Source organism: Halomonas sp. BC1 (genome assembly GCF_002078135.1).
In the GTDB taxonomy this organism is placed as follows: Bacteria; Pseudomonadota; Gammaproteobacteria; order Pseudomonadales; family Halomonadaceae; genus Vreelandella; species Vreelandella stevensii.
On record NZ_LFGS01000006.1, the window covers coordinates 44,040 to 69,752 of the forward strand.

At 59.4% G+C, this 25,713-nt stretch carries 21 protein-coding genes; 5 read left to right on the forward strand and 16 right to left on the reverse strand.

Annotated elements, in window-relative coordinates; translation table 11 throughout:
• Positions 1 to 6: 6 nt before the first annotated feature.
• Entirely contained in the window at positions 7 to 1,326 is a 1,320-nt protein-coding gene (locus tag B7L72_RS05825) for an MATE family efflux transporter (protein ID WP_081193181.1), read from the reverse strand.
• The gene (gene metH / locus B7L72_RS05830; protein WP_081193183.1) at positions 1,326 to 5,021 is read right to left on the reverse strand and encodes a methionine synthase; all 3,696 of its coding nucleotides are present in this window, start codon (positions 5,019 to 5,021) and stop codon (positions 1,326 to 1,328) included. The genes B7L72_RS05825 and metH overlap by 1 nt, the downstream gene beginning before the upstream one ends.
• A gap of 238 nt (positions 5,022 to 5,259) precedes the next feature.
• Between metH and nfuA the strand changes: the two genes are divergently transcribed.
• On the forward strand, positions 5,260 to 5,865 hold the full coding sequence (gene nfuA, locus B7L72_RS05835; RefSeq protein WP_016913846.1) for a Fe-S biogenesis protein NfuA: 606 nt from the start codon (positions 5,260 to 5,262) through the stop codon (positions 5,863 to 5,865).
• Positions 5,866 to 6,134: 269 nt separating this feature from the next.
• Complete coding sequence (locus tag B7L72_RS05840) at positions 6,135 to 7,742, forward strand: BCCT family transporter (RefSeq protein WP_254893769.1); 1,608 nt, start codon at positions 6,135 to 6,137, stop codon at positions 7,740 to 7,742.
• Positions 7,743 to 7,860: 118 nt separating this feature from the next.
• On the opposite strand, the gene B7L72_RS05845 is transcribed toward B7L72_RS05840, so the two are convergent.
• Positions 7,861 to 8,877 carry a DNA-binding protein gene (locus B7L72_RS05845; RefSeq protein ID WP_081193187.1) on the reverse strand — a complete coding sequence of 339 codons (1,017 nt, stop codon included), beginning with the start codon at positions 8,875 to 8,877 and terminating at the stop codon, positions 7,861 to 7,863.
• Between the two features lie 220 nt (positions 8,878 to 9,097).
• Here B7L72_RS05845 and B7L72_RS05850 point away from each other — a divergent pair, with 220 nt between their 5' ends.
• Together B7L72_RS05850 and B7L72_RS05855 are read left to right on the forward strand one after the other, a co-directional pair.
• Positions 9,098 to 10,312, forward strand: coding sequence for a site-specific integrase (locus tag B7L72_RS05850; protein WP_081193189.1), 1,215 nt, complete (start codon positions 9,098 to 9,100; stop codon positions 10,310 to 10,312).
• A 49-nt stretch (positions 10,313 to 10,361) separates the two neighbouring features.
• On the forward strand, positions 10,362 to 10,778 hold the full coding sequence (locus B7L72_RS05855; protein ID WP_016913843.1) for a SufE family protein: 417 nt from the start codon (positions 10,362 to 10,364) through the stop codon (positions 10,776 to 10,778).
• A gap of 12 nt (positions 10,779 to 10,790) precedes the next feature.
• On the opposite strand, the gene yidD is transcribed toward B7L72_RS05855, so the two are convergent.
• The 10 genes from yidD to gorA form a co-directional block, all read right to left on the reverse strand.
• Positions 10,791 to 11,063 (reverse strand): membrane protein insertion efficiency factor YidD, encoded by a 273-nt coding sequence (gene yidD / locus B7L72_RS05860; protein ID WP_237718584.1) that lies wholly within the window; start codon positions 11,061 to 11,063, stop codon positions 10,791 to 10,793.
• Between the two features lie 64 nt (positions 11,064 to 11,127).
• Positions 11,128 to 11,598 carry a phosphoribosyl-AMP cyclohydrolase gene (gene hisI, locus B7L72_RS05865; RefSeq protein WP_016913841.1) on the reverse strand — a complete coding sequence of 157 codons (471 nt, stop codon included), beginning with the start codon at positions 11,596 to 11,598 and terminating at the stop codon, positions 11,128 to 11,130.
• Positions 11,598 to 12,047, reverse strand: a complete 450-nt coding sequence (locus B7L72_RS05870) for a transcriptional repressor (RefSeq protein ID WP_016913840.1) — start codon at positions 12,045 to 12,047, stop codon at positions 11,598 to 11,600. Before B7L72_RS05870 ends, hisI begins: the two co-directional genes overlap by 1 nt.
• Before the next feature lie 31 nt (positions 12,048 to 12,078).
• Positions 12,079 to 13,077: an alpha-L-glutamate ligase-like protein gene (locus B7L72_RS05875; protein WP_016913839.1), complete on the reverse strand. Its 999-nt coding sequence runs from the start codon at positions 13,075 to 13,077 to the stop codon at positions 12,079 to 12,081.
• A complete protein-coding gene (locus tag B7L72_RS05880) occupies positions 13,074 to 14,597 on the reverse strand; it encodes an inactive transglutaminase family protein (RefSeq protein WP_081193191.1) in 1,524 nt (507 codons plus the stop codon). Before B7L72_RS05880 ends, B7L72_RS05875 begins: the two co-directional genes overlap by 4 nt.
• A 38-nt stretch (positions 14,598 to 14,635) precedes the next feature.
• Positions 14,636 to 15,472 carry an ATP-dependent zinc protease family protein gene (locus B7L72_RS05885; RefSeq protein ID WP_081135628.1) on the reverse strand — a complete coding sequence of 279 codons (837 nt, stop codon included), beginning with the start codon at positions 15,470 to 15,472 and terminating at the stop codon, positions 14,636 to 14,638.
• A gap of 211 nt (positions 15,473 to 15,683) precedes the next feature.
• Positions 15,684 to 16,076, reverse strand: coding sequence for an ectoine synthase (locus B7L72_RS05890; RefSeq protein WP_016913836.1), 393 nt, complete (start codon positions 16,074 to 16,076; stop codon positions 15,684 to 15,686).
• Between the two features lie 43 nt (positions 16,077 to 16,119).
• Positions 16,120 to 17,388, reverse strand: coding sequence for a diaminobutyrate--2-oxoglutarate transaminase (gene ectB / locus B7L72_RS05895; RefSeq protein ID WP_081193193.1), 1,269 nt, complete (start codon positions 17,386 to 17,388; stop codon positions 16,120 to 16,122).
• Between the two features lie 96 nt (positions 17,389 to 17,484).
• On the reverse strand, positions 17,485 to 18,063 hold the full coding sequence (ectA, locus tag B7L72_RS05900; protein WP_039177953.1) for a diaminobutyrate acetyltransferase: 579 nt from the start codon (positions 18,061 to 18,063) through the stop codon (positions 17,485 to 17,487).
• 252 nt (positions 18,064 to 18,315) lie between these two features.
• Positions 18,316 to 19,725: a glutathione-disulfide reductase gene (gene gorA, locus B7L72_RS05905; protein ID WP_254893764.1), complete on the reverse strand. Its 1,410-nt coding sequence runs from the start codon at positions 19,723 to 19,725 to the stop codon at positions 18,316 to 18,318.
• A 156-nt stretch (positions 19,726 to 19,881) separates the two neighbouring features.
• On the opposite strand from gorA, the gene can reads away from it, so the two are divergent.
• The gene (gene can / locus B7L72_RS05910) at positions 19,882 to 20,529 is read left to right on the forward strand and encodes a carbonate dehydratase (protein WP_081193195.1); all 648 of its coding nucleotides are present in this window, start codon (positions 19,882 to 19,884) and stop codon (positions 20,527 to 20,529) included.
• A 15-nt stretch (positions 20,530 to 20,544) separates the two neighbouring features.
• Here can and B7L72_RS05915 read toward each other — a convergent pair whose 3' ends face one another.
• From B7L72_RS05915 to tamB, 3 genes are read right to left on the reverse strand one after another with little or no spacing between them, the layout of a single operon-like run.
• Entirely contained in the window at positions 20,545 to 21,051 is a 507-nt protein-coding gene (locus tag B7L72_RS05915) for a c-type cytochrome (protein WP_081135618.1), read from the reverse strand.
• A 31-nt stretch (positions 21,052 to 21,082) separates the two neighbouring features.
• A complete protein-coding gene (msrA, locus tag B7L72_RS05920) occupies positions 21,083 to 21,703 on the reverse strand; it encodes a peptide-methionine (S)-S-oxide reductase MsrA (protein WP_016913830.1) in 621 nt (206 codons plus the stop codon).
• A 10-nt stretch (positions 21,704 to 21,713) separates the two neighbouring features.
• The gene (gene tamB, locus B7L72_RS05925; RefSeq protein WP_446718552.1) at positions 21,714 to 25,712 is read right to left on the reverse strand and encodes an autotransporter assembly complex protein TamB; all 3,999 of its coding nucleotides are present in this window, start codon (positions 25,710 to 25,712) and stop codon (positions 21,714 to 21,716) included.
• Position 25,713: the final 1 nt, after the last annotated feature.

Below are 25,713 nucleotides of genomic sequence, written 5' to 3' on the forward strand. Positions count from 1 at the left end.
TTGCGCTCAGGCATTGGCCTTGAGGCTATGGGCCAGCCAGCGTCGTCGCTGCCATACCCATAAAAAACTGCCGGAATTGAGCAGCCGGTAGCATAGCTGGCTCAGCCATACGCCGACCAGCCCGTAGCCCATGACGATGCCGACCCACCAGGCCAAGGGCAGAAAAACCAGCCACTGCATGCCCAGCGTCAACAGCATCACGGTACGTTGCGCGCCCGCCCCCATCAACGCCTGGGCCAGCACCAGGGCAGCCGCATCCAGCACGATCATCACGGCGGTAATGCGTAGCGGCAAGGTCCCCAGCTCCAGCAGCGCCGGATCCGTAAAAAAAATCCCCAGAATCTGCGCGGGAAACAGCAGCATGGGCAGCGCCAGTATACTCAACATCATGGCCGCGACACGCAGGGCGTCCAGCCCCCAGCGATGTGCCTCGCGCTGGTCGTCACGCCCCAGGGCTTCGCCCACCAGGCTCATGGCGGCCACGCCAATGCCCACACCGGGCAGAATCAGCAGCAGAGAGAGGTTCACCAGCACATGGCCCACCGCTACGCTGGAGGTACCCAACCGCCCCAGCAGCCAGAACAGCACCACATAGCCCGCGGCAAACCAGAGCTGTTGAAGGGAGTGGGGGAAGGCCAGTCGTGCGGTTTGCCAAAGGGCCGCCAACGGCAAGGGCTGCCATCTAATGCGCGCCCGCAGCGTTACCCAGGCCCAGGCCAGCAGGCCTAGCAGCAATGAAAGGCTGGTGCCCATGGCCGCGCCGTTGGTACCCAGCGCAGGCAAACCTGCCAACCCGTAAATCAGCCCTGCGCTGAGCAGCACGTTGACCAGATGCACCGCCACGACAATACGCAAATACAGGTGGGTGTGTTGAAGCCCGTTCCAGTAGCCCCTCAGGCAGAGGGTTATGGCGATCACCACAAGCGACAGTACCCGCCAGCGAAAGTAGTCGACGGCCACCTGCGAGACATCATCGGCGGGAGCGATCAGCTGTATCCACCAGGGGGCTTGCCACCATGCCCAGGCGGTCAAGGGAACCCCTACCCCCAGACTGATGAGCAGCCCGGCCTGCAAGGCAGTGGGCGCGGTGCGGCCTTCTCCGAAAGCGTGAGCGGTCTGGGATTGCACGCTTGACGAGAGGCCGAACACCAGTGCTGTCATCATGAACATGGCGTAGCCACCCAGCCCCACGCCTGCCAGAGCCTCCTCTCCCAAGTGGCCCACCAGCGCGGCATCCACCAGGTTGAGCATGCTCTGAGACAACATACCCAGCATGATCGGGAGAGCAAGGCGCACGACCTTGCTCTGACGACGAACCGGCGACATCAGCTCGGATCGTAGGAGAGCACGGGCGCCAACCAGCGCTCCATTTCTTCCAGCGACATCTGTTTGCGCTGCGCCAGCGCATCGACCTGGTCACGGGTAATCTTGCCGGTGGAGAAGTACTTCGACTGCGGATGGGCAAAGTACCAGCCGGACACCGCCGCCGCTGGCCACATGGCAAAATTCTCGGTCAGCACGAGTCCGGTATTCTTTTCGGCTTCCAACAGCCGGAACAGCGTGGCTTTTTCGGTGTGATCAGGGCAGGCAGGATAGCCGGGGGCAGGGCGGATGCCCTGGTACTTCTCGGCGATCAAGGCCTCGTTGTCCAGCGCCTCTTCCGGCACGTAGCCCCAGAACTCCTTGCGCACCCGCTCGTGGATACGCTCGGCAAAGGCCTCTGCCAAACGGTCGGTCAGTGCCTGTACCAGGATGGCATTGTAGTCATCTCCCGCCGCTTCATAGGCTTTGGAAAGCTCATCCACACCATGGCCCGTGGTGACCGCAAAGCCCCCGATCCAGTCGGCCTTGCCGCTCTCCTTGGGGGCGATGAAATCTGCCAGGCTGTAACAGATGCCGTCACGGCCTTTGGTGGTCTGTTGACGTATATGATACAGACGCTCGATGACCTGGGTGCGGGATTCGTCGGCATAGACTTCGATGACATCGTCGTCCACGCTGTTGGCAGGCCACAGGCCGATTACCCCCCGCGCCTGCACGCGTTTTTCATCGATCAGCTTGCGCAGCATCACCTGCGCATCGGCAAACAGGCTGCGCGCCGCTTCACCCACGATCTCGTCGTCGAGAATCTTCGGATATTTGCCGGCCAGTTGCCAGCTCATGAAGAAGGGCGTCCAGTCGATGCGCTCCACCAGCTCGTTCAGGTCGTAATCGTCGAAGGTCATCAACCCCAGCTGCCGGGGAGCCACAGGGGTATGCGTGGCCCAGTCGGTGCGGAAGCGCCGCTTACGGGCCTGGGTGTAGTCCAGGTCAGCGGCTTTGGGGCGGCGCTTGGCGTTGCGCTCGCGGACCTTTTTGTACTCTTCACGAATCTCGGCGACGTAGGCCGCCTTGAGGTTGGGCGCCAGCAGCTTGCCGGCTACGCCCACGGCACGGGAGGCGTCGGTGACGTAGATGACCGGGTGGTCGTACTGGGGCTCTATCTTGACGGCGGTATGCGCCTTGGAAGTCGTCGCACCGCCGATCAACAGCGGCAGGTTCATGCCGCGTCGCTGCATCTCCTTGGCCACATGGACCATTTCATCCAGCGAAGGCGTGATCAGGCCCGACAGACCGATGATATCGGCATTGTGGTCAATGGCGGCCTGGAGAATTTTCTCGGTGGGCACCATGACGCCTAGATCGATCACTTCGTAGTTGTTACACTGCAGCACCACGCCGACGATGTTCTTGCCAATATCGTGGACATCGCCCTTGACCGTGGCCATCACGATCTTGCCCTTGGCCTGGGTCTCGGCGCTTTTCTCCGCTTCGATGAACGGGATCAGATAGGCCACCGCCTGCTTCATGACGCGGGCCGACTTGACCACCTGGGGCAGGAACATCTTGCCCGCGCCAAACAGGTCGCCGACCACGTTCATGCCGTCCATCAACGGGCCTTCGATGACCTCGATGGGGCGTTCAGCCTGGGCGCGGGCCTCTTCGGTATCTTCCTCGATGAACGCCGTCACGCCCTTGACCAGCGCATGCTCGATGCGCTTGTTGACCGGCCAGCTGCGCCACTCCAGATCTTCCTTCTTGGCTGCGCCGCTGCCATCTCCCTTGTACTTGTCGGCAATGTCCAGCAACCGCTCGGTGCCATCATCGCGGCGGTTGAGCACCACGTCTTCGACGGCGTCACGCAGTTCGGCGGGCAGGTCATCATAAACCGCCAGCTGGCCGGCGTTGACGATGCCCATGGTGAGCCCGGCGCGAATCGCGTGGTAGAGGAACACCGAGTGGATGGCTTCCCGCACCGGGTTGTTGCCACGGAACGAGAACGACACGTTGGAGACGCCGCCGGAAATCATCGCATGGGGCAGGTGCTCACGGATCCACTGGGTGGCCTCGATGAAATCGACGGCGTAGTTGTTGTGCTCCTCGATGCCGGTGGCGATGGCAAAGATGTTCGGGTCGAAGATGATGTCTTCCGCCGGGAAGCCTATCTCGTCCACCAGCAGGCGATAGGCGCGTTCACAGATTTCCACCTTGCGGGCAAAGGTATCGGCCTGGCCCTCTTCGTCGAAGGCCATCACGACGATCGCCGCACCAAAACGGCGACATTTGGTGGCCTGTTCGCGGAACGCCGCTTCACCCTCTTTGAGCGAGATGGAGTTGACCACCGCCTTGCCTTGCACGCACTTCAAGCCCGCCTCGATGATGTCCCACTTGGAGGAGTCGATCATGATGGGCACCCGGGCGATGTCAGGCTCCCCGGCAATCAGGTTGAGGAAGCGCACCATGGCTTCCTGCGACTCCAACATGCCTTCGTCCATGTTGATGTCGATGATTTGCGCGCCGCTCTCGACCTGCTCCAGTGCCACTTCCAGCGCCGTGGTGAAGTCCTCTTCGACGATCAGGCGTTTGAAGCGGGCCGAGCCGGTCACGTTGGTACGCTCACCCACGTTGACGAACAGCGAGTCGGCCTCGATGTTGTAAGGCTCCAGGCCCGCCAGGCGGCAGGCGCGACGGCGCTCGGGCACCTGACGGGGCGCCATGCTGTGAACGGCCTCGGCAATGGCGCGGATATGTTCCGGCGTCGAGCCACAGCAGCCGCCAATGATGTTGACCAGACCGCTCTGGGCAAACTCGCCCACGATGGCCGCCATCTCTTCTGGCGTCTGGTCGTACTCGCCGAACTCGTTCGGCAAGCCCGCATTGGGGTGTGCCGACACGAAGGTATCGGCCTTGGTGGCCAGCTCTTCCAGGTAAGGGCGCAGCTCTTCGGCGCCCAGCGCACAGTTGAGACCCACCGAGAGGGGCTGGGCATGGCGAATGGAGTTCCAGAAGGCTTCGGTGGTCTGCCCTGACAGGGTGCGCCCGGAGGCATCGGTGATGGTCCCCGAAATCATGATCGGCAAACGACGGCCCAGATCTTCGTAAAGCTCTTCAAGGGCGTAAATGGCGGCCTTGGCATTGAGCGTGTCGAAAATGGTCTCGATCATGATCAGATCGGCACCACCCTCGATCAGCGCGTTGGCGGCTTCGTAATAATTCTCGCGCAGCTCGTCGAAGGTCACGTTGCGCTTGGCGGGATCGTTGACGTCCGGCGACAGCGATGCGGTACGCGAGGTAGGCCCCAGCACGCCTGCCACATAGCGGGGGATGTCGGTTTCCGCGGCCACGGCATCACACACTTCTCTGGCCAGCCGGGCAGACTCCCTGTTCAGCTCGGGCACCAGCTCTTCCATGCCATAGTCGGCCTGGGAAAGTCGTGTGCTGTTGAAGGTATTGGTTTCGATAATATCGGCGCCTGCCAGCAGGTAGTCGCGGTGGATACGGGCCACCACGTCGGGGCAGGTCAGGGCTAGCAGGTCGTTGTTGCCCTTGAGATCGGAAGGCCAGTCGCGAAAACGCTCGCCACGAAAATCCTCTTCACTGAGCTGGGCATTCTGCAGCATGGTACCCATACCGCCATCCAGAATCAGGATGCGTTGGGTCAGGCGTTGGGTAAGGGATTCAGTCAAATCACTAGCGGCCATGGCAGGGGAAGTTCTCCAGCGTCTCGGTCGAAAAGGATATTCTTGTTGTCGTCGTCATCATGGGTGAGCGGCGCTTATCATACCAAAAGGTGATCGCAAGGGCAGCAAGTAAGCCATGCCGCTCGCCCAATAGCCGACTAAAACAGTCGGGATTGTGTCGCAGCGCGGTTTTGCTTACCATAGGCGCAAATGACATGTGAAGTGGCAACGCCACTACCACGGGAGGATAACATCCCTTATGACCACGACTATCGAAGCGCCGGGCATTGATATCACGGATAGCGCACAGGGCTACCTCGCCGAGCTGCTGGAAAAGCAGAACGTCGAAGGCATTGCCGTGCGTATTTTCATTACCCAGCCGGGCACGCCTTATGCAGAAACCTGCCTGGCCTACTGTCGCCCGGGTGAAGAAGAGCCCACCGACGTCAAGCTCGAGCTTGACAAGATCAACGTGTTTCTCGACAAGAACAGCCTGGCGTTTCTTGAAGAGGCCGTGGTGGACTTCAATGCCGACCGTATGGGTGGGCAGCTGACCATCAAGGCACCCAACGCCAAGATGCCCAAGGTCAATGCGGACAGTCCGCTGGAAGACCGCATCAACTATATCCTGTACAGCGAGATCAACCCCGGGCTGGCGGCCCATGGCGGTGAGATCAAGCTGGTCGAGCTGACCGAAGATAAAATGGCCATCCTGGCCTTTGGTGGCGGTTGCCAAGGCTGTGCCGCGGTCGACCTGACCCTCAAGGATGGCGTCGAAAAAACGCTGCTGGAGCGCATCCCCGAGCTGGCGGGTATTCGTGACGTCACCGACCACACCGATACCAGCAACGCCTACTACCGCTGACAAATAGCGTCGCCCCATGAAAAGGGGCTGAATCCAGGCTGATTTGTTTGTCTGGATGTATGTAGCAAGCGTGTTAGAGCCCGGCAGGCCACTGTCGGGCTCTCTTGTTCAAGACCTTGCAACGGCAAGATAGCGGCACGGTTTAAAAAATGTTAGCCAGCAAATAGCGAGAAACAGACTCAAGGTGTATAACTGTTGTAGAGGAGAAACGACAGCAGGGAGCATCGATCATCAAAACGTCATCCGCTTTTTCCAACATTCATAAACCCATCTTCTTTGGTTCACTGGGCCTGCTGCTGGCCGTCACGATCCCCCTGGTGCTGTTTCCAGACATGGGTCGCGTATGGGTCATGGCGGCGCAAGGCTTCGTCACCACCAACTTCGGTATGCTCTACCTGGCCATGGGGCTAGCTTCTCTGGGCTTCATGTTTTACATCGTGTTCAGCGACATTGGCCAGATCAAGCTGGGGGATGTGGATACCGAACCCGAATTCTCGCTGTTTTCCTGGGGCGCAATGCTCTTTGCCGCAGGTATCGGTGGCTCGGTAGTGTTCTGGAGCATGGTGGAGTGGATGTACTACCTGCAAGCACCGCCATTTCATCTCGAGCCTTTCTCGGAAGAGGCGACGGCCTGGGCAGCCACCTACGGCATGTTTCACTGGGGGCCTATCGCCTGGTCGATCTACCTGGTGCCTGCGCTACCCATGGCGTATTTCCTGCACGTACGCAAGCATAAGGTCTTGAGAATCAGCGAAGCAATTCGCCCAGTACTGGGTGAAAAGCTGGCCAGAAGCTGGCTGGGCAACATCATCGACGTGCTGTTCATCTTCGGCATGCTGGGTGGCGGTGCCACGTCGCTGGGCATTCTGGTGCCGCTGGTCAATGAAGGGGTGGGCGAGCTACTGGGCTTCACGCCCAACGCGCTGAGCCAGGTACTGGTGCTGCTGGGCACGACAGCCCTGTTTGCCGTCAGCGCCTGGCGCGGCTTGAAGGGTGGCATCGAGGTTCTGTCGGACATCAATATGTGGCTGGGGTTGGGGCTGCTGCTCTTCATCCTGATCATGGGGCCAACGGTGTTCATCCTCGATACCGGCCTGAACTCGATCGGCCTGATGCTCAGCAATATCGTTCGCATGGCTACCTGGACCGAACCTTTCGGCAGTTTGAGCGGCTTCGAAGAAACCGGCTTTCATCAATCGTGGACCATTTTCTATTGGGCCTGGTGGCTGGTATTCGCTCCTACGGTGGGCTTGTTCATCGCGCGGATTTCGAAAGGCCGGCGCATCAAGACCATGGTGGCCGGGTCGATCTTTTTCGGCTCCATGGGCTGTGCACTATTTTTCATGATTCTGGGCAACTACGGCCTCTATCTGCAGCTTTCAGGCACTTTGGATGTCATCCAGGTCATGAATGAACAATCCGCCAACGCTGCCTTCTTTGCTGTATTGGGAGAGCTTCCGTTTGCCTGGCTGGTCAAGCTGCTGGTCGTGGTGCTGCTGTCCATATTCACTGCCACGACCTTCGATTCGATTGCCTATATTCTGTCGTCTGCCGCTGAAAAGAAGCTGGACAAGGAGCCCGCCCGCTGGCACCGACTGTTCTGGGCCTTTACGCTGTCGTTGTTACCCATGTCCTTGCTGTTTCTGGGCGGTCTGCAAACGCTGCAAACTGCCAGTATCGTCAGCGGTCTGCCGCTGCTGGTCATTGCCGTACTGCTCATGGTATCGATGGTCAGGGCAGCGCATTATGACCTGCGCTACCAGCCAGATTACGATGAGCCGGAAATCAATATCGAGGAATTCCCGGAAAACGACCCTTGGACAGAAGAGGGTAGCTGGGAGGTGCCTGAAGAGAGCGGTGCTCCCGACAAGGGATGACCCAACCGCTGGCGAGCGCCACCTCCTTGGAGGTGGCGTTTTACATTGGATTCATCTTGTAAGGTTTATCTTGTTGCGTCTCTCTTATCGGGACAGCCGCAAGGCTTATTTCTGTGGCCTATTCCTGTGACCTAGAGGTCATGGCTTCCGGTAGCGCTGCCAGCTGTGCCTGCATAGCCTCCATTCGCTGCCACAATTGTTGTTGCCACTCTTCACGCCTTGCCGATTGCTGCTGCTCGACCGTTAACGCCTGCCTTGCCTGATCGAGATTACGCTGAGCGGTTTCCAGTGCCACCTCCAGTGTTTCCTGGTGCCCCTGATTCGTTTGCAGCTGCTGCTCGAGCTTGCCGTTGTCTATCTGCAAACGGCTTACCGTATCGTTTTTATTGCGCAGCTCCTGCTCCAGCGTTTCGCCACGCTTTTCCCACTGCTGCAGGCGTTTCTGCAGCGCTTTCTCTTCGTTGGCACGCTCCTGACGCAGGGTATCCAGCAACGCCATCAAACGCGCCTCGGCGGCTTCGTTACGCTGCTCTTCCTGTGCGAGGCGCTCCTCCCATGCCTGCTGACGAGCCTCCAGCTGCGCAGCGCACTCTTGCTGAGCGGCCGTCAGCGCCCGCTGGGCTTCTTGCAGGTCTGCCAGATGCTGCTCGGCATGCTCTGTGGCCTGCTGAGTCTGCTGCTGCCAGTGCCGCTCGCGGGCCTGACACTCTGCCAGTTCACGATGCAGCTGCTCCAGGCGCTGCTCGGTGTGGCGCAGGTGCTCCGCCAGGGCGCTTTCTCGCTGTTCGGCATTGGCGGCCTGCTGGCGTGCTTCGGCGGCGTCCTGCTTAGCACTTTCTACTTGCCTGTTGGCCTCTTCGCGATAGTGCGACAGCGCCTCGTTGGCCAGCTCCTGCGCTTCGCGCCATAGCTCACTGGCCACATTGACCACCACTTCCGGGACGCCCTTGGGTGGGGGAACGTCACGATTCTGCTCACGTGCCGCCCGCCAGGTGCGGAAGTGTTCGCTGATGGTGGTGAAGCTGCCGGTCCCCAGCACATCGCGTATGCGCTGCACGCTTGGCGTGTCGCCACGTGACAGCAAGGTATCGATTGCCTGCTGCACATCACCGTACTGAATGCCGTTCCGAGCCATGCCTGTTTGATCCTTGAAGTAAGCCGCGCCTGAAATGATCAGGATGGATAGTTGCTGTGCGCCATTGTCATGTAAAAACGGATTCAACTCAATTATTACGTATTACATAAAACGTAATATTATTTATTTAAAAGAACATAAATTCAAGATTACCCATATTATCTTGAATTTATACGCCAAAAAGGCGATGCTGAGCCCTCTGATAGCGCGAGACACCCTCATGACCCAGCCACCTGCGCCGCTTTACGACTCAACGCACCTTGCGACCTTCGCCAACGGGCTGGAGATGGCCGAGCGGAAGGGCAGTGGCGACGTGTTTCCCGATATTGGGAGCAGACTAACAACCACCGATTCAGCAACGCCCCATGTGGCGGCCGACACCGACTATCAGGCCGTTGCGCAATGGCTGGCGGAGTACCAGGACAGCCCGCAAACCCTGAAGAGCTATCGCCGTGAAGCGGAGCGGCTGTTGCTCTGGTTGGGCAGTCAGGGGCGCGGGCTAAGGGAGGTGAACCGTGAAACGCTGCGGGACTTCGAGGCATTTCTGGAAAACCCGCAGCCCAGGGAGATGTGGGTAGGACCTTCCAGACCGCGCCACCACCCGGCGTGGCGACCGTTTCGCGGCGGGCTGTCACCGGCCAGCCGACGCCAGACCCTCGTCATCCTGCAAGGGCTGTTTGGCTGGCTAGTGGAAGCAGGGTGGGTAGGCCACAACCCATTCGTGCTGATGCGTGACAAATCGCGCCGCCTCAATAATCAGACCCAACGTATCGAACGCTATCTGGAGCGACCGCTATGGGACTGGCTATGGACGTGGCTGAATACACGCCCCGTGCCCGAGGATGCACGCGGCCGCTATGAACATGCGCGGCATCGCTTCATTTTCGGCTTTGCCTACCTATTGGCGCCGCGTATCCATGAGATGGCCAACGCCACCATGGACGATTTTCGGGTCAGTGAAGGGCGCTGGTGGTGGCATGTGATTGGCAAGGGCGGCAAGCAAGCGCGCATACCGCTGCCTGAGGACATGCAGGCATGCCTTCAGCAGTGGCGCCAGGTGCTGGGTTTAGGGGGCCTGCCCGGTGTTAGCGAACATGGTCCGCTGATCCGCGCGCTGGACAAGCAGCGCGGGATCAGCGACAACCAGCTCTATCGTTTGATCAAGGAGACCTTCGGCCATGCGGCCCTGGCCCTTGAAGCAGAAGGGGGCAAGAGGGAGTATATCGATGCGCTACGCAAGGCCACCCCCCACTGGCTACGCCACACTTCGATTACCCATCAAGCCCAGGCGGGTGTCAGCCTGCGCTACCTGGCAGAAAATGCCCGCCACTCAAGACTGGACACCACCAGCCGCTACCTGCACACCGAAGCCCATGAGTGGCATGAGCAGCAGCAGCGGCATCGCTTGAAAACAGCACCCCCAGAGCAGCCTTGAGCCGTTATAATGTTGGCCCTCAACGCACTTACCCTGAAAAGGAACCACCATGACCACTTCCGGTGCCGAGCTCGCCCAACAAGAGCTGGTCGAAGAGTTTGAAATGTTCGATAACTGGATGGATCGCTACCAGTACATCATCGATATGGGGAAGCAGCTCCCGGCGTTTCCCGCTGACAAAATCACCGACGAATTCAAGATTCAAGGCTGCCAGTCAAACGTGTGGATGTGCCATGAAGAGCAGGGCGGCCGCTTGATCTTCAAGGCCAAGTCCGACGCTGCCATCGTCTCGGGGCTTATCGCAGTGCTGCTGCGCATTTACAGCGAGCGCACGGCAGAGGAAATCCAGCAGACGGAACCGCATTTTCTGGCGGATCTGGGATTGGACAAGCACCTGTCACCCACCCGGAGCAACGGCCTGCATGCCATGCTGGAGCGCATCTATCAGGTGGCTAAGCAGCATTAGATAAGCAATTTGCTAATGCTCTGAAGGTTTGGAGGAGGGGCCTGAGCAGCAGCCATCATCTTCCTTGCAGAGCTGCTCGCTGCGGCCGCCAGGTACCGGATCCATACCCCCCGCGCTGCCGGGGTGGCAGCGCAGGATGCGCTTGAGTGCCATCCAGCCCCCTTTGAAAGGCCCGTGCACCTGGATGGCCTCGATGGCATAGGAAGAGCAGCTGGGCCAGTAGCGACAGCGGGGGCCCAGGAGCGGACTGATCGTATATTGATAAAGCCGAACCAGGCCGACCATCAATAGTGACACTCCCTTGATCAGCGCGTTTTTTACCGCCTTCAACGCTTTCAAGAGGGTGCCTTCAAGGACTTTTTTTGCCATACAGGGTGGCGGGGTCGATCAGTGGTTCGCTGGTGATGGCGGCCTTGTGGGCATCCACCGCCACGTAAAAGCAGCTGCGCCTGCCGGTGTGACACGCGGGCCCCGTCTGGTCTACCTGCAGCAGCAGCGTATCGCCATCGCAATCCAGCGCAGCGCTTTTCAGATGCTGCTGCTGGCCGGACGTCTCGCCCTTGCGCCAGAGCGCCTGACGAGAGCGAGAGTAGTAGCATACTCGCTGGGTAGTGAGCGTTTCTTCCAGCGCTTCACGGTTCATCCAGGCCATCATAAGCACTTCGCCGCTGTCGTGCTGCTGTGCTATGGCAGGCAGCAGGCCATCCGAATTGAAGCGCACCGAGGCCAGGATGGTCGCCACATCGGGCAGCGTGTCTGAAGGGGAGGCGGACTCCAGCGACTTGAACAGGTCGCCGTCGTATTGGTTGACTGTGGACATCACGTATCACTCGCAGGTCGGCACGCCTGACACAAGCCCTGAAGCTCGATGGTTTGGCGCTCTACATGAAAGCCCTGACGCTTGGCCAGCGCAGCCAGCTGGTCGCTGATTTCGTCCAGATGAAGCTCTTCCACATAGCCACACTGGCGGCAAATCAACAGCTGAAAGCCGTGGACATGCTCCGGGCAGGCGCAGGCAACGTATGCGTTCTGCGACTCGATGCGATGCACCAGGCCTTGGTCGATCAGGAACTCCAGCGCCCGATACACCGTCGGCGGCCGAGCAGCGGCATGCTCCGTAGAAAGCTGATCCAGCAGATCATAGGCTTTCAGACCGCCACCATTTTCGGCGATCAGCTCCAGCACCCGGCGGCGGATAGGGGTAAAGCGCACGCCGCGGGTGTGGCATTGAGACTCGGCTTGTTGCAGTAACGTGTTGGCTTCAGTCATTGGACAGCTCGTTGAACATCATGGGCCTAGTCTACGCGGTTGCCGAAGAGGTGTCAGGAGTTTCCACCAGCTCGCTTCGGCGCGCAAAGTGATGCTGGGCAAACGCAACGCGCTTGGCTACGGGAACGTTCTCTGGCTGCCGTTCGATCAGGTCCAGGCGGCGGCGCAGGCCTTCACCATTGGTCATCTGGATGGCCAGACCGGGACGCGCGTTCAGCTCCAGAAGCATCGGGCCATGCTCCCGATCCAGTACCATGTCGGTGCCCAGGTACCCCAGCCCAGTCATTTCATAGCAGCCCGCCGCCAGGTGCAGCAGCGTTTCCCACTGGGGCACCACCAGGCTGGCCAGATCATGCCCGGTGTCCGGGTGGCTGAAGCAGGGGCGGTCGAACTGGACACCGCGCAGCGCGGCTCCCGTGGCGATGTTCAGCCCTACCCCCACCGCGCCCTGGTGGAGGTTGGCCTTGCCATCCGATGCCGCCGTGGACAGGCGCATCATGGCCATGACCGGATACCCCTTGAACACGATGACGCGAATGTCCGGCACGCCTTCGTAGGTATACTCCAGCAGGCTCTCGTCGAAGTTGATCAGCGTTTCGATGACCGCGACATCAGGGGACCCCCCCAGCGAATAGAGCCCAGAGAGCAGGTTCGAGACATGCCGCTCGATATCTTCCATGGTCAAGGAAGCCCCACTGGGCTTGAAGAACAGGCCATCCTCGACCCGTTCGATCACCAGGATTCCCTTGCCGCCGCTGCCCTTGGCGGGCTTGATGACGAAGCCGTGGTGGCCTGCCAGCATCTCACTCATGTGCTTGACGCCGAATTGCGTGGCCACGGTACCGATCAGTTTGGGCGTGGTAATGCCGTACTGCTCGGCCAGCAGCTTGGTCTTGAGCTTGTCATCCACCAGCGGATAAAGATGGCGCGCATTGTACCGGCCAATATAGCGAATATTGCGCCGGTTCATGCCAATGATGCCTTTATCCCTCAGCCTGGTCGGCCAGGTCCAGTTATCGAACCAACTCATGAGGGCTTCTCGTCATCGGTGATGGGTTTGAAGCGACGCAGTTCCAGCAGGCGATAACCGGTGTAGTTGCCCAGCAGCAGAATGAAGGCCATCAGGATCAGCTGTACGCCAAGGAAGTTGAAAGTGATGTGACGCACCCAGGGGTTGTTCATGGCCAGGTAAGCCAGCACCGCCGTGAGCAGGCTGCCGCCGCCCTGAATCAGCACTTGCTTGGGGCCTTCTTCCTCCCAGAGGATCGACATGCGTTCGATGGTCCAGGCCAGAATGATCATCGGGAAGAAGGTCACCGTCAGGCCCGCACTCAGGCCCATCCGGTAGGCGAGTACCGTAAAGATGGAGATGATCGCGATGACCGTGATAATCACCGCCGACACCCTCGCCACCAGTAGCAGATTGAGATAGGAAAGATAGTTGCGGATGATCAGACCCACGCTGATGATCAGCAGGAAACCGATCAGACCGGTGAGCAGGGTGGTCTGGATAAAGGCCAGAGCAATCAGGACGGGCATGAAGGTGCCCGACGTTTTCACGCCCACCAACACGCGCAAGAAGACCACCACCAGCGCGCCAATCGGGATCAGCAGAATCGTCTGGAACAGCGCCTGCTCTTCCAGCGGCAGGCTGTGAATCGAGAAGTTGAGCAGCGTATCATCAGAGTAGTGGTTGCGAACCGCTGCTGACGCGGGCTGATTGTGGGTCAGCATGGAGAATGATACCCGCGAGTTGGTACCGCCCTGTACTTCGAGTACGGCACGTCCGCCGGTTTCCCAGAGCAGCAGATTCTCAGGACGACCACGCTCGCCGGTGGCGGGGTTGAACAACGCCCACTCTTCGGCAGCCTGGTCAAAGACCTGGATCCAGCTACTCAGGTTTTGGCGACGCCGCCCATCTTCGAGCAGCAGGCCGCTCACTTCACGGGCCTGAACACCCGCCTGGTTGAGTAGACGCACGATCAGCGCCGAAGGCTGCATCTGGGTCAGCAGTAAGCGAGCATTTTCCCCCTGACGATCTCCAGTGATATCGAGGATCAGCTCGCGGGCAAAGGTCGCGTTATTGGCACTGCGTGCCCAGGCGCGCTCGATGAGCTGGTTGGCCGCTGTGTCATAGGGGCTTTCCCAAGGGGTAATGCTGGGGATTCCTGGCGGCGTTTGAATGGGCGAGCGGGCGTCCGGCGATACCAGCATCTGCACTGAGTAGTAGAGCTGCTGACTACCGGCTGCGTTGCGAATGGTCCACTGCGCCTGACGACCCAGCTCATCGGCCTGGTACGCCAGACCATAGCCGGAAGAGGCCGTATTTTCAGTCAATACGCGATAACCCGCCTGATGCGAAGGCAGCGCGAAGTCCACCTGCACCGGCCCGTTCTGGGCATTGAAATTGATGACAGCTTCGATTTCCCACACTTGCCGCTGTTCACCCGGGAACCAGGGTATTTCGAACTGCAAATGCCTGTGCACGCTGGTGGCAATACCCGCCAGCAGCAGCAACCCAACGATAAAATAAAATGGCAACCGGGACATGATGATTCCTTTCAGCGTAAAGCGGCAGGGGAGTGATATTACTCTTCGGTATCGTCTTGATCGGCCGCTTCATCGTCAGCCGCCTGCTCAGAAGGCTCACCGCCTGGAAATTCGGGACGCTCATGAAGATAGGTTTCTGCCACGTCGATGGTGGCGATATCCATCATGAAGCGACGGCCCAGCAGCACCGGAAAATCCAGATGAGTACGATCGTTCAGGGTGAACTCGACGTTTTCGCGTATCGGCCCCAGGGTCATCAGCAGCGAGATTACCGGGCGCGACTCTTCGCCAGAAGCTTGCACGATTCTGACACGACGCTGAATGGGCGCCTCGATCCATTCGTCCCGAACGCGATCTACGACCACGTCGTCTTCATTCAGTGCCAGCTTGAAGCGCACCCAGTTTTCACCGTCACGCTCGAAACGCGTGATATCCGAAGCAGACAGCGAGGAAGTATTGGCGCCAGAATCCACTCGGGCCTTGAGGTACGTACCGATGCCGGGAAAGCCGACCCATTCGCTGCGCCCAAGCAGCGTCTTGCCGTCTTCGATGGCTTCTGTCGGACACTCTTCACGAATGATCACGGGCTCCTCACCACGTGCTTCGAGATTGGCGACATCGTCACGCAGCAGGCGCAGGAGGCTTCCCACTTCGCGCACGTCGGCGGTCAGCGCGCGCTGCTGGGCAAGCTGCTGTTCATTGAGCGCCGAAGAATCCTGACACTGTTGCTGCAAGCTGGACTCGAGTTCAAGGATACGCGTGTTGAACGACGCCTCGCTTAGTGGCGGGGGCTCATTCGATTCGGGCTGCGTCACTGCACAGCCTGCAAGTGACATCGACAAACCGGCCATTAGCCATAGAACACCTGAGCGCATAACGAGGGATATCCTTAAACAATAAGAGCACGAATGATAAGGAGAGGGTATCTGCTTGTCCAACGCCACGGCGGCTTTTCACGAGTGCATGAAGCGATTGCGCCATCCGATTTAACATAATATATATTATGCGAACTGATCTGGCACCAGCCGACGACTGACGCAAAGCGGCCTGGCACCAGGCCAGGCCGCAAACACCTGCGTTCAACGATCAGTCGTCAGCGGGTGCGTAGGATCCATCTTCACGGTGCACTTCGTTACCGGTAATCGGCGGCGTGAACACACAGGCCAAGTGCATGGTCTTGTGGGCACGCAGCAGGTGCTCATCGTGCTGGTCGAGAATGTAGATGTCGCCCGGCTTGATGGGCCAGATCTTGCCATCCGCCAGGGTTTCCACTTCACCTTCGCCTTCGATGCAGTAGACGGATTCGTAGTGGTGCTTGTAGTGAATATGAGTCTCGGTCCCTTCAAAGATGCGCGTGATATGGAACGAGAAATTACCGCCGTCATTGGCCAATACCAGGCGCGTGCTATCCCAGTTGCCGTTTTCGGCCGTGACGAGACGGTCGGTCTTGCGAGCTTCTTCGATATTACGAACGATCATGGGCGTACTCCATAACGTGGCAGCCAAGACGGCTGCCGTTCCATTAAGCGTTGATGACTTTCTTGACCGACGCTTCCAGAATATCCAGCGCTTCGAGCAGGTCGGCATCCGGAATGGTCAGCGGGCACAGACATTTGACCACTTCGCCATCCTGGCCACTGGTTTCGATGATCAGACCCTCCTCGAAAGCCGTGCTGGTGATCTTGTCGGCAATCTCACCCGAGACCACATCGATACCACGCATCAGGCCACGACCGCGCTCTGTAGCAGGCATGCCGTTCTCGCTGAGCAGCGCTGCCAGGGCCTTGAAACGTTCTTCGACGATACGTGCTTTACGCTGAACGTCGCGTTCGAAGGTATCGTTGGACCAGTATTTCTTCAGCGCCGCTGTGGCAGTCACCATGGCGAGATTGAAACCGCGGAACGTACCGTTGTATTGGCCTGGCTTCCACTTGTCCAGCTCTGGGCGCATCAATACGTGGGCGAACGGCAAGCCAAAACCTGACAGCGACTTGGAGTTGGTCACGATGTCTGGCGTGATGCCTGCATGCTCGAAGCTGAAGAATTTGCCGGTACGGCCACAGCCTGCCTGAATGTCGTCCACGATGAGCAGAATGTCATGGGCACGGCAAATCTGTTCCAGGCGCTTGAGCCACTCCAGGCCCGCCACGTTGATACCGCCCTCCCCCTGCACGGTCTCGACGATGACGCCGGCCGGAACATCGAGACCACCCGACTTGTCGTTGAGCAGCTTCTCGAAGTAATCCAGCGTATCGGCGTGCTCGCCCATGTAGCCATCGAACGGCAGGAAGCTGGCACCCTGAGTGGGAATACCGCCGGTGGCTTCGCGGAACTTGCGATTACCGGTGGTGGCCAGTGCGCCCATGGTGACACCGTGGAAGCCGTTGGTGAAGGTCACAATGTTATGGCGACCTTTAGCAACACGGGCCAGGCGAATGGCCGCTTCCACTGCGTTGGTGCCGGTAGGCCCAGGCAGATGCACCTTGTAATCCAGACCCCGTGGTTTGAGGATTACGTTTTCCAGCGTTTCAAGATAGTCACGCTTGGCGCTGGTCCACATGTCCAGGCCATGTACGACACCATCCGTGGCCAGATAGTCGATCATCGCCTGCTTCAGATCGGGGTTGTTGTGGCCGTAGTTAAGCGTGCCGGCACCGGCAAGAAAATCGATGTACTCACGCCCATTCTCATCGGTCAGGCGTGCGTTCTGGGCCTTTTTGAAGACGACAGGAAAAGAACGTGAATAGGTACGAACATTGGATTCCATGCGTTCGAGCGTCTGGGTCTGCATAAGCGACCTCCTTATCAGTCGGGTCTGGTTGGCCTGATCGGCAAAAAGTGGCAGCCGGGGCAACACAAGCGGGAAAACCGTTAACCTTGAAAGCTGTCAGAGACTGCCAGTTTGAAACGGGCCGATTCTTACCAGGTTTTCCGGATCGTGCTCTCCACCGAGCTGTTCGGTCGAAAAGTATTCTCGGCTATTCAGCGGGGCCTGCCAGCGGGCAGCCAGGCGGCGAAACAGCCCCCAGGATGCCTGGTTGTCTGGCGTAATGGTGGTTTCGAGGTGATGCACGTCATCCAGTTCAGGACGCGACATGATCGCCTCTACCAGCCGCCGTGCAAGCCCTGTACCACGGGCTTTCTCACCTACGGCGACTTGCCATAGGAAGTAGGTATCAGGGGCATTGTCTTTCACATAACCTGAGACGAAGCCAACGATTTCGCCCTCTTCGTTAGTGGCCACTGCGCAGGTATCGCGAAACTGGGTTGCCAACAGCAGGTAGGCATACGCGGAGTTGACGTCTAGCGGTGGACACGCCTTGACCAGCTCGTAAATGCCCCAACCGTCGTCGGCGTTGGGCTTGCGAATGAACAGCGGCGCTTCGGCATGGCCCACGACGGCATCGGCCACGGTGGGTCTGGCGAGTTCAGCAGAGGGCGTAAAAGGCTTGATAGGCGTACTCATGGTTATGCTTCGCTGTAGCGAATTTGAGCTTCATTATAACAGCTGATTATGAGCAATTCAAAAATCATATTATTTATCCGTGGCTTTTCCATAATTCAGGGTTATCAAAACACCTGCCCGGCGCGCTGGGATCCACTGCATGACCATGATTCACTGAGTCTAGAACACCCACGCGTATGCGCGAGACAAAAAAAGAGGCAAGCTTCCGCTCGCCTCTCTGTTTGACACTAATGCCTCTGGCCGAGCCGACGCTCAGTAGCGTGAGGGAGTCCTTAGCGTGACGAACTCTTCTGCCGCCGTGGGGTGAATGCCCACGGTACGATCGAAGTCTTCCTTGGTCAGCCCTGCACGCACGGCAATGGCAATGCCCTGGATCAGTTCTCCCGCCTCTTCACCTACCATATGGGCCCCCACCACGACATCAGTGGCATCGTCGACGATCAGCTTCATCAATACACGCTCATCGCTCCCCGAGAGCGTGTGCTTCATGGGCTTGAAGTCGGTGCGATAGACCCGAATGCCGTCGAATTGCTCTCTGGCGGCTTCTTCGGAGAGCCCTACCGTGCCGATATTGGGATGACAGAACACGGCGGTCGGGATCGTGTGGTAATCCAGTGGTCGTGGAGCCCGCTGATGAAAGTGGATGTCGACCAGCTGCATGGCTTCTGCCAGCGCGACAGGCGTCAGTTCTGGGCCCGCGGTCAAATCCCCCAGCGCCAGAACGGAGGGCACACGGGTCTGGAATTGAGCATCTACCGGCACCTTGCCGTCCGCATCCAGCTCGATCTGCAGCGTATCGAGCCCTAGTCCTGCCGTATTGGCTTTCCGACCCGTGGCTGCCAACACGGCATCGACTTCCAATACGTCTCCGTTGGTCAGCTCGACCTTGAGTGCACCGCTCTCCAACGTATCGATACGAGCGATATTGACACCAAAATGAAGATTGACGCCTTTCTTGGCCATTTCCGCGCGGGTGAACTCCCGAACTTCCTGATCGAACCCTTTCAGGAACATCTCACCGCGATAAATGAGGTGGGTGTCGCTCCCCAGTCCATTGAAGATGCTGGCAAACTCCACCGCGATATAGCCGCCCCCCAGCACCAGGAAACGCTCAGGGAAGCGCTCAAGATCAAATACCTGATTGGAGGTGAGCGCCAGTTCGCTGCCCGGGAACTCGGGCACCCATGGCCAGCCACCCGTCGCCAGCAGGATCTTCTCGGCACTGTAAGTGGTTTCCTGACCCTCTTGGGTCAACACAACCTGGTGCGGCCCTTCCAACCGTGCACGGCCATTGAGCAGCGTGACGCCCGCACCTTCCAGCATACGCTGGTAAATGCCATTGAGGCGCTTGATTTCGCTGGTCTTGTTGTCGCGCAAGGTAGTCCAGTCAAAGGTTGGCGGCACACTCATTTGCCAGCCAAAACCGGCCGCATCGTCGAAGCTGTCATGAAAATGCGCGGCATAGGAGTATAGCTTCTTGGGCACACAGCCTACATTGACGCAGGTGCCGCCCAGGTAACGATCCTCAGCCACCGCTACCCGAGCGCCCGTCGCGGCGGCCATACGCGCGGCACGCACGCCTCCCGACCCCGCCCCAATCACCAGTAAATCGTAATCATGCGCCGTGTTGGCTGGCCTAATGTCTGACATCGTTTCTGACATGGTTGCTTCTACTCCTTGCTTGAAGCTGCCGCACTTGATAGGCAGCCCCCGATTGATCTGGAACTGACGAGACGCATAAAACTCGTTACTCTGTACGCCCTCGGCAGCATTGGCATGCTGCTTCTACGATGGAACTCGTGCTCCTGGGAGACTCAATTGTCCGATAAAATTGCCACGCTGCTGGAAAACAACCGCGCCTGGGCCGAGCGGATGTGTCAGGAAGACCCTGATTATTTCAAGCGCCTCTCGAGCCAACAAAAGCCAGACTACTTGTGGATTGGCTGCTCCGATAGCCGCGTACCGGCCAATCAGATCATCGCCCTGCCGCCTGGCGAAGTGTTCGTTCACCGCAACGTCGCGAATCTTTTGCACCATACCGACATGAACGCCCTGTCGGTGGTGCAGTATGCGGTCGATGTCCTCAAGGTCAGTCATATCATGATCGTTGGCCACTACGGCTGCGGGGGCATCAAGGCCGCCGTCACCGGAGGCGAGTGCGGCGTCGTGGACTACTGGCTGCACTCGGTGCGTGAGCAGTACAACCAGCACCGCCAAACGCTGGAAGCCCTGCCTCTCGACGCGCAAATCGATCGAATGTGTGAACTCAACGTACAGGCGCAAGTGAACAGCCTGTGTCGCACCAAGATCCTCCAGCGCGCCTGGCAGCGTGGCCAGAAGATCTCGGTGCATGGTTGGGTATATGGCCTGGACGATGGCCGGGTTAAAGACCTCGATTGCACCATCAGTGGGCTCGAACAGGTCGAGACCCTCTACCGTATCGACCGCGTTCAGTCGGGCGATTGAGCATAGGCCATCGCGCTAGTTGTAGCGATAAGCGCGGTGGCAGCTCCGGCAGCTGAGACTCACGTCCGAAAAGGCCCGCGTAGCGGCACGGTAATCCTCCTGCTGTGCGGCCTCCACCAGGTCGGCTACTTTTTCTTCCAGGTCAACGAAACCCGCCGAGAAGTCTTCCCACTCCTGCCATATTTCCGGCCGAGCATCGGAACCACGCCCATGGGTGCCTTCGATGAAGGCAGGCAGGAAGTGCGCTTGCGTGGCTTTCTGCTGCAGCTCCTCCAGGCGAGGTTCGGCCCCACGAGCATCACGATTATTGACCAGGTCAAAACGCAGCTGGCGCAGCAACCGCTCCAGGTCTTTCAACTCATCCTGGCGCCATATCACGGCTTCTCGTTCACTGGCAAACGGCGTATCTTTTACCGTTGTCGGCATGTCCGGCGTGCTGGCCTGAGTCGTCGACCCCAGCGTCAACAGCGCACACCCCGCCATGTTAATCAGCCATGGATAGTCACGTCCACGTCGCCACATCGTTGTTATCCTGTTCAAACGGTCATCGTTGTTAGCCAATCGCACAGGTCACGCCCGTGCCCTTCAACCCGCAATAGCCACCGGGATTTTTATCGAGGTACTGCTGGTGGTACGCCTCGGCATAGTAGAACGTGTCCAGCGGTTTGATTTCCGTGGTGATACGCCCTTTGCCCGCCGCTTCCAGCGCTTGTTGAAACTCAGCGGCACTCTGCTGGGCACGCGCCAACTGCTGCGCCGTGGTGGTGAAGATCGCTGAACGGTACTGGCTGCCGATATCGTTGCCCTGACGGTCTCCCTGAGTAGGGTCGTGCTCTTCCCAGAAAATCTGCAGCAGCTTTTCCAGACCAATCACACTCGGATCATAAACGACCCGCACGACTTCCGTGTGGCCGGTAAGCCCGGTACAGGTCTCCTGATAAGTAGGGTTGGGAGTGGTACCGCCCGCATAACCGGCAGCTGTGACGACCACACCGGGCTGACGCCAGAAAAGGCGCTCCACGCCCCAGAAGCAGCCCATCCCCAGCACGATTTCCTCGCAGCCAGCCGGAAATGGCGGATGCAGCGACGCCCCCGTCACGGTATGCACCTCACTGGTCTCAATAGGCGTGCTGCGGCCTTCGGGTGCCGTCTGGCGAGATGTAAAAAACGACATCGATGTTCTCCTATTGCTGCGGATAGACGTAAGGATCTCCCGAGCGGGTAAAGGTGTAAATCAGGTCAACCGCTTGATTCGCACCAGACACCGCCTGGAGGTACAAGTTCCGCCACAGGGTGTAGCGCAGCGTCAGCTCAGCGATGGGCGAGAAAATGCCCACCCCGTAGCTGATGCGCAAGTCATCGGTCAGCTGGCCACTCACCGCCACCTGACTTTCATCGCCCGCACCGGTGGTATCCAGCGTCAGGTCATCGATCCCGAAGGCTTGTCCCAGCGAGCCGACGGCCCCTCCGGTACGACCCAATGACATGCCGATCAGTGCCGTGGTCAGGGCACTATCGATGCCGCCACCCGAAGCGTCAGGGGCACGACCACGTAACAGATACGAAAGCGCGCGGGTCTCGTCCATGGAGGGTTCGGAAAAGATCATGACGTTCGGCTCTTCGGCGTTGCCCGAGACCCGCAGCCCGGCAATGACTTCGTCTTCGGTAATGTCCGGATTACGAATCGCTTCGAAATCCAGCACTGGCAAGCCGGGCGGACCACTGAACAGCAGTTGGCCACGCCGAATCAGCAAGTCCTGCCCAAAGGCCTGGAAGCGGCCATCCACCAGGTTTACGTCACCAAACAGCTGCAGCACCCCGCTCTCCTGGCGTATTTCCAGGCTACCCCCTAAACCAGACTCGAGGCCGTAGGCGGAAATCTGCATGTCGCGACCCAGGGTCAAGGTAATCAGGACATCGATGGCCATTCCCGTGGCCGTCAGTTCCTCGGCAGCGCTGGGGTCTTCGCCCGCTGCGATGGCGCGCTGGCGCGCCTGTTCGGCTTCTCGATCATCACGCTCGGTAATGATGATCTCATCGGGGCTGGGCGAGGTGGCCGACGAGGGCAGATCGCCTATTTCCAGCCGCGCCCAGGGCAAGTCGACATTGCCCCTGACCTGCAAACGCTCTGGAGTAATGCGTACACGAATGTCTGGTGCGGCTTCCATGCGGCCGAACTGGGGCAGTACCACCAGCAGGGGCTCCTGAGTGGCATTGAGATCTATCCCGATCCGCCAGGCATCGCTGGCTGGCCAATAAGCTTCGCCGCTGATGTTCAATCGGCCTCTTTCGGCAGCGACGAAGCCGTCGATATCCCCCCGCTCACCATCGAAGATGATGCCGAATTCACCGTCCTGAACATCCACCGGGATGTCCGGGCCATGTACTCGCAGGCCACGCAAGGCGAGCTGCCCCTGCAGGTCGGGCTGCTGTGTGCTACCGCCAATTTGGACGCTGCCGTTCAACGCCCCCTCGAGGCGGTCCATACCCAGCATCATCGGACGATAGGGTTCCAGGGAGACATTGTTGGCACGCAGTTCGCCTGCCAAGGCTCCTTGACCCAAGGGGTCGTTGACGGAGAGATCGAGGGTTATTTCTCCGGCTTCGGACAGCGAGAGCAGCAGGTTGGCATCGGCCTGTGATTGATTGGCCTCGATTTGGGTATCCAGGTTCAACACCGGCAGGGCCACCGGCTGGCCGTAATCGTTGATGGCGGTGATCGCCAGCTCACTGAGTACTTGCACATTGGCTTGCCAGCGCGCGCCTCCCTGACGCCAGTTGGCCGCCAGCTCAGCGGTCGTGGCACCCTCGAAACGCCACTCTTCGGGCAAGAACGGTTCGAGCACCTCCATGGGGACTTCGCTGACTCGCAGGCTGGCTTGCCCCTGCTCTGCCGATGCCGTCATGGGCTCATCCGAACAGACCAGGCCGCCTTCCAGTCGCCGCAAGCAGAATGGCGACAGTCTCGCCTGGCCATTGGCCAGGTTGTAGCCGATATCCAGCGGCGCTTCGAGGCGAATACTGCCCGCCTCGCTGTCCAGCTCCAGCGGCATCAGCCGGGCTTGATACTGCTCCGTATCCTGATTGAAGCGGCCATCCAAAGCCAACGAGGCAGCGCTGAGCACATTGCCTGGCGCACCGTCGACATTGACGCTCAGAGTGTGTTGAGACAAGCGCCCGCTCAGATTGACGGCCAGGCTGGATAGCGCCTGCCCACCGGCATTGACACTTTGGGCATCGAGTTCGATACGCAGCACCGGATCATCGACCCCCTGAACATTGGCCGCCAGGCCAAGGGTTTCAATACGGTTTTCGGCAAACCTCAGTTGATTGCCGGTCAAGCGTGCGACCAACTCGGGGGCACTGAAGCTCCCGGTAGCGCGGAGGTCGCCGCTGAGGCGACCGGCCAGCTCCGGGTGCAGCGTTTGCAGTTCGGTGAGCGCGATATCCGCCTGCAGCGACATGGCTTGTTCACTCACCTGGCCGGAAGCCGTCAGGCGGTTGTTCCCCTGCGTGAACAGCAGTCGTTCGATAGCGACTTCCAGGTCGCTGTTGGCCTCCAGCGCGGCCTCCAGCGTCAGCGGATACTCTTGCAACTCACCGTCGATGGCCAGCTCAGGGAGCGCAATGTCCCAGCGCTCTCCCTGCTGCTGAACGTTGGCAGTCAGGCGCCCATTCAGGTTGCCTTCCAACTGGTCGACGAATAGCGAGGGGTCGACACTGCTCAATTGCACACTGGCATCGATGCGCAGCGCCTCGGCCCAGTTCACTTGTCCTTCGCTGGTCAAGCGGCTCTCTTCGATACGCAGGTTGAGGGGCGCCCAGCGGAAGGAGGTCATGTCACCATCGCCGGTCAGGTCTATCGACGTATCCGGCACCTGAGGCGCCTGCGCGTCGACCAGCAGCCGCACGGCGTAGGCGTCCAGGCTACCGTTGACGGTCAAATCCACATCTTGTGCCACGTAGGTGGCGTCGGGATCACGCTCCATGCTTTCCAGCGGCCACTCGACGCGTTCGCTCTGCAGCCTCGCGGTAAAGGGCACATCAGGCGCCAGGACATCGACGTCGGCAGCCAGGGTCGCGTTGATCTGCCCCGACACATCCAGCTCCGCCGACAGATCCGCCAGCGAGCCAGAAAGCCGAAGCGTCAGCGTTTCTCCGCTCAAGGCCGGGAAAAGTTCCGGCAGCAGAAGCACGCTGTGCAGCTCGGCTTCCAACGGGTAATCGTCTGCCAGCGTCACATCCGCCATCAACCGCGCCGTGGCATCCCGGGTATCCACCTCAAGCGTAGAAAGCACCACGTTGTCACGCTCAGCATGTCCGGCCAGCAGTACTCGCTCCACGTCATAGGTGAACGCACCGGCCACGCTGACATCGGTGACCAACAGCGACGTGATCGCCACATCGATGGGTAGCTCGATGGCTGGCAGCGACAGTCGTTCACGCGGTGCCGGGGAACCCGCTATTGGCTCCTCATCGTGGGACTGATTCACTTGGATGGCACTATCGATACCGACGGCGGTGAGCGGCGTGTCGATATCCTCTGTGAGCTGCCCACCCGGTGAAAGCGGCAGATGAACGGCAAGGCGTTCAAGGCGCGTCGGCTCGATGATGAGCTGCTGCTGTGCGCCAGAGAGGGAGGTAGAAAAGCGCTCCCAGGCCACATGGGTGCCATCGGCCAGGTGCAGCTGAACGTCGCTGATATCGATATCACGCAGCTCGATAGGGAATGGCAGGTGAATGCGCGAAAGGGGCGTGGATTCGCTGTCGGGCTCTTCAGGTGCATCGCTGGCAGCCAAGCGGATATCGGCGCCCGAGAGGTGCAATCTTTCCAGGCACAGCCTACCTGACAGCAGACAATCGTCGGCCCAGGCAAGCTCCACCTCATCCAGGGTCACCTGCGTGCCGCCCATGGCCAAGTGAAAGCCCTGAAGCCGAAAGCTCTCCAGCAGCGCCCCTTCCTGCTGTTCATAGCTGAACCAGCCGCGCTGTTCACCTTGTGAGAACAGCTGTGCCGTGCCCCAGGGGGACAGCGCCACGCCCAGCAACAGGGCGGCCAGGCCCAGCACCCAAAGGGGCAACAGAATCATCAAACGCAGCAGACTCCACAGCGTCAGCCATAGGCGACGCCGACTAGAGAGCATCTCGCGGTTTGGGGGTGTCGTTACATCAACCTTGGCCAAA

Coding starts and splice junctions, on each gene's coding strand:
- B7L72_RS05825 (WP_081193181.1), bottom strand. CDS start 1,326: ATGTCGCCGGTTCGTCGTCAGAGCAAGGTCGTGCGCCTTGCTCTCCCG.
- metH (WP_081193183.1), bottom strand. CDS start 5,021: ATGGCCGCTAGTGATTTGACTGAATCCCTTACCCAACGCCTGACCCAA.
- nfuA (WP_016913846.1), top strand. CDS start 5,260: ATGACCACGACTATCGAAGCGCCGGGCATTGATATCACGGATAGCGCA.
- B7L72_RS05845 (WP_081193187.1), bottom strand. CDS start 8,877: ATGGCTCGGAACGGCATTCAGTACGGTGATGTGCAGCAGGCAATCGAT.
- B7L72_RS05850 (WP_081193189.1), top strand. CDS start 9,098: ATGACCCAGCCACCTGCGCCGCTTTACGACTCAACGCACCTTGCGACC.
- B7L72_RS05855 (WP_016913843.1), top strand. CDS start 10,362: ATGACCACTTCCGGTGCCGAGCTCGCCCAACAAGAGCTGGTCGAAGAG.
- yidD (WP_237718584.1), bottom strand. CDS start 11,063: ATGGTCGGCCTGGTTCGGCTTTATCAATATACGATCAGTCCGCTCCTG.
- hisI (WP_016913841.1), bottom strand. CDS start 11,598: ATGTCCACAGTCAACCAATACGACGGCGACCTGTTCAAGTCGCTGGAG.
- B7L72_RS05870 (WP_016913840.1), bottom strand. CDS start 12,047: ATGACTGAAGCCAACACGTTACTGCAACAAGCCGAGTCTCAATGCCAC.
- B7L72_RS05875 (WP_016913839.1), bottom strand. CDS start 13,077: ATGAGTTGGTTCGATAACTGGACCTGGCCGACCAGGCTGAGGGATAAA.
- B7L72_RS05880 (WP_081193191.1), bottom strand. CDS start 14,597: ATGTCCCGGTTGCCATTTTATTTTATCGTTGGGTTGCTGCTGCTGGCG.
- B7L72_RS05885 (WP_081135628.1), bottom strand. CDS start 15,472: ATGCGCTCAGGTGTTCTATGGCTAATGGCCGGTTTGTCGATGTCACTT.
- B7L72_RS05890 (WP_016913836.1), bottom strand. CDS start 16,076: ATGATCGTTCGTAATATCGAAGAAGCTCGCAAGACCGACCGTCTCGTC.
- ectB (WP_081193193.1), bottom strand. CDS start 17,388: ATGCAGACCCAGACGCTCGAACGCATGGAATCCAATGTTCGTACCTAT.
- ectA (WP_039177953.1), bottom strand. CDS start 18,063: ATGAGTACGCCTATCAAGCCTTTTACGCCCTCTGCTGAACTCGCCAGA.
- gorA (WP_254893764.1), bottom strand. CDS start 19,725: ATGTCAGAAACGATGTCAGACATTAGGCCAGCCAACACGGCGCATGAT.
- B7L72_RS05915 (WP_081135618.1), bottom strand. CDS start 21,051: ATGTGGCGACGTGGACGTGACTATCCATGGCTGATTAACATGGCGGGG.
- msrA (WP_016913830.1), bottom strand. CDS start 21,703: ATGTCGTTTTTTACATCTCGCCAGACGGCACCCGAAGGCCGCAGCACG.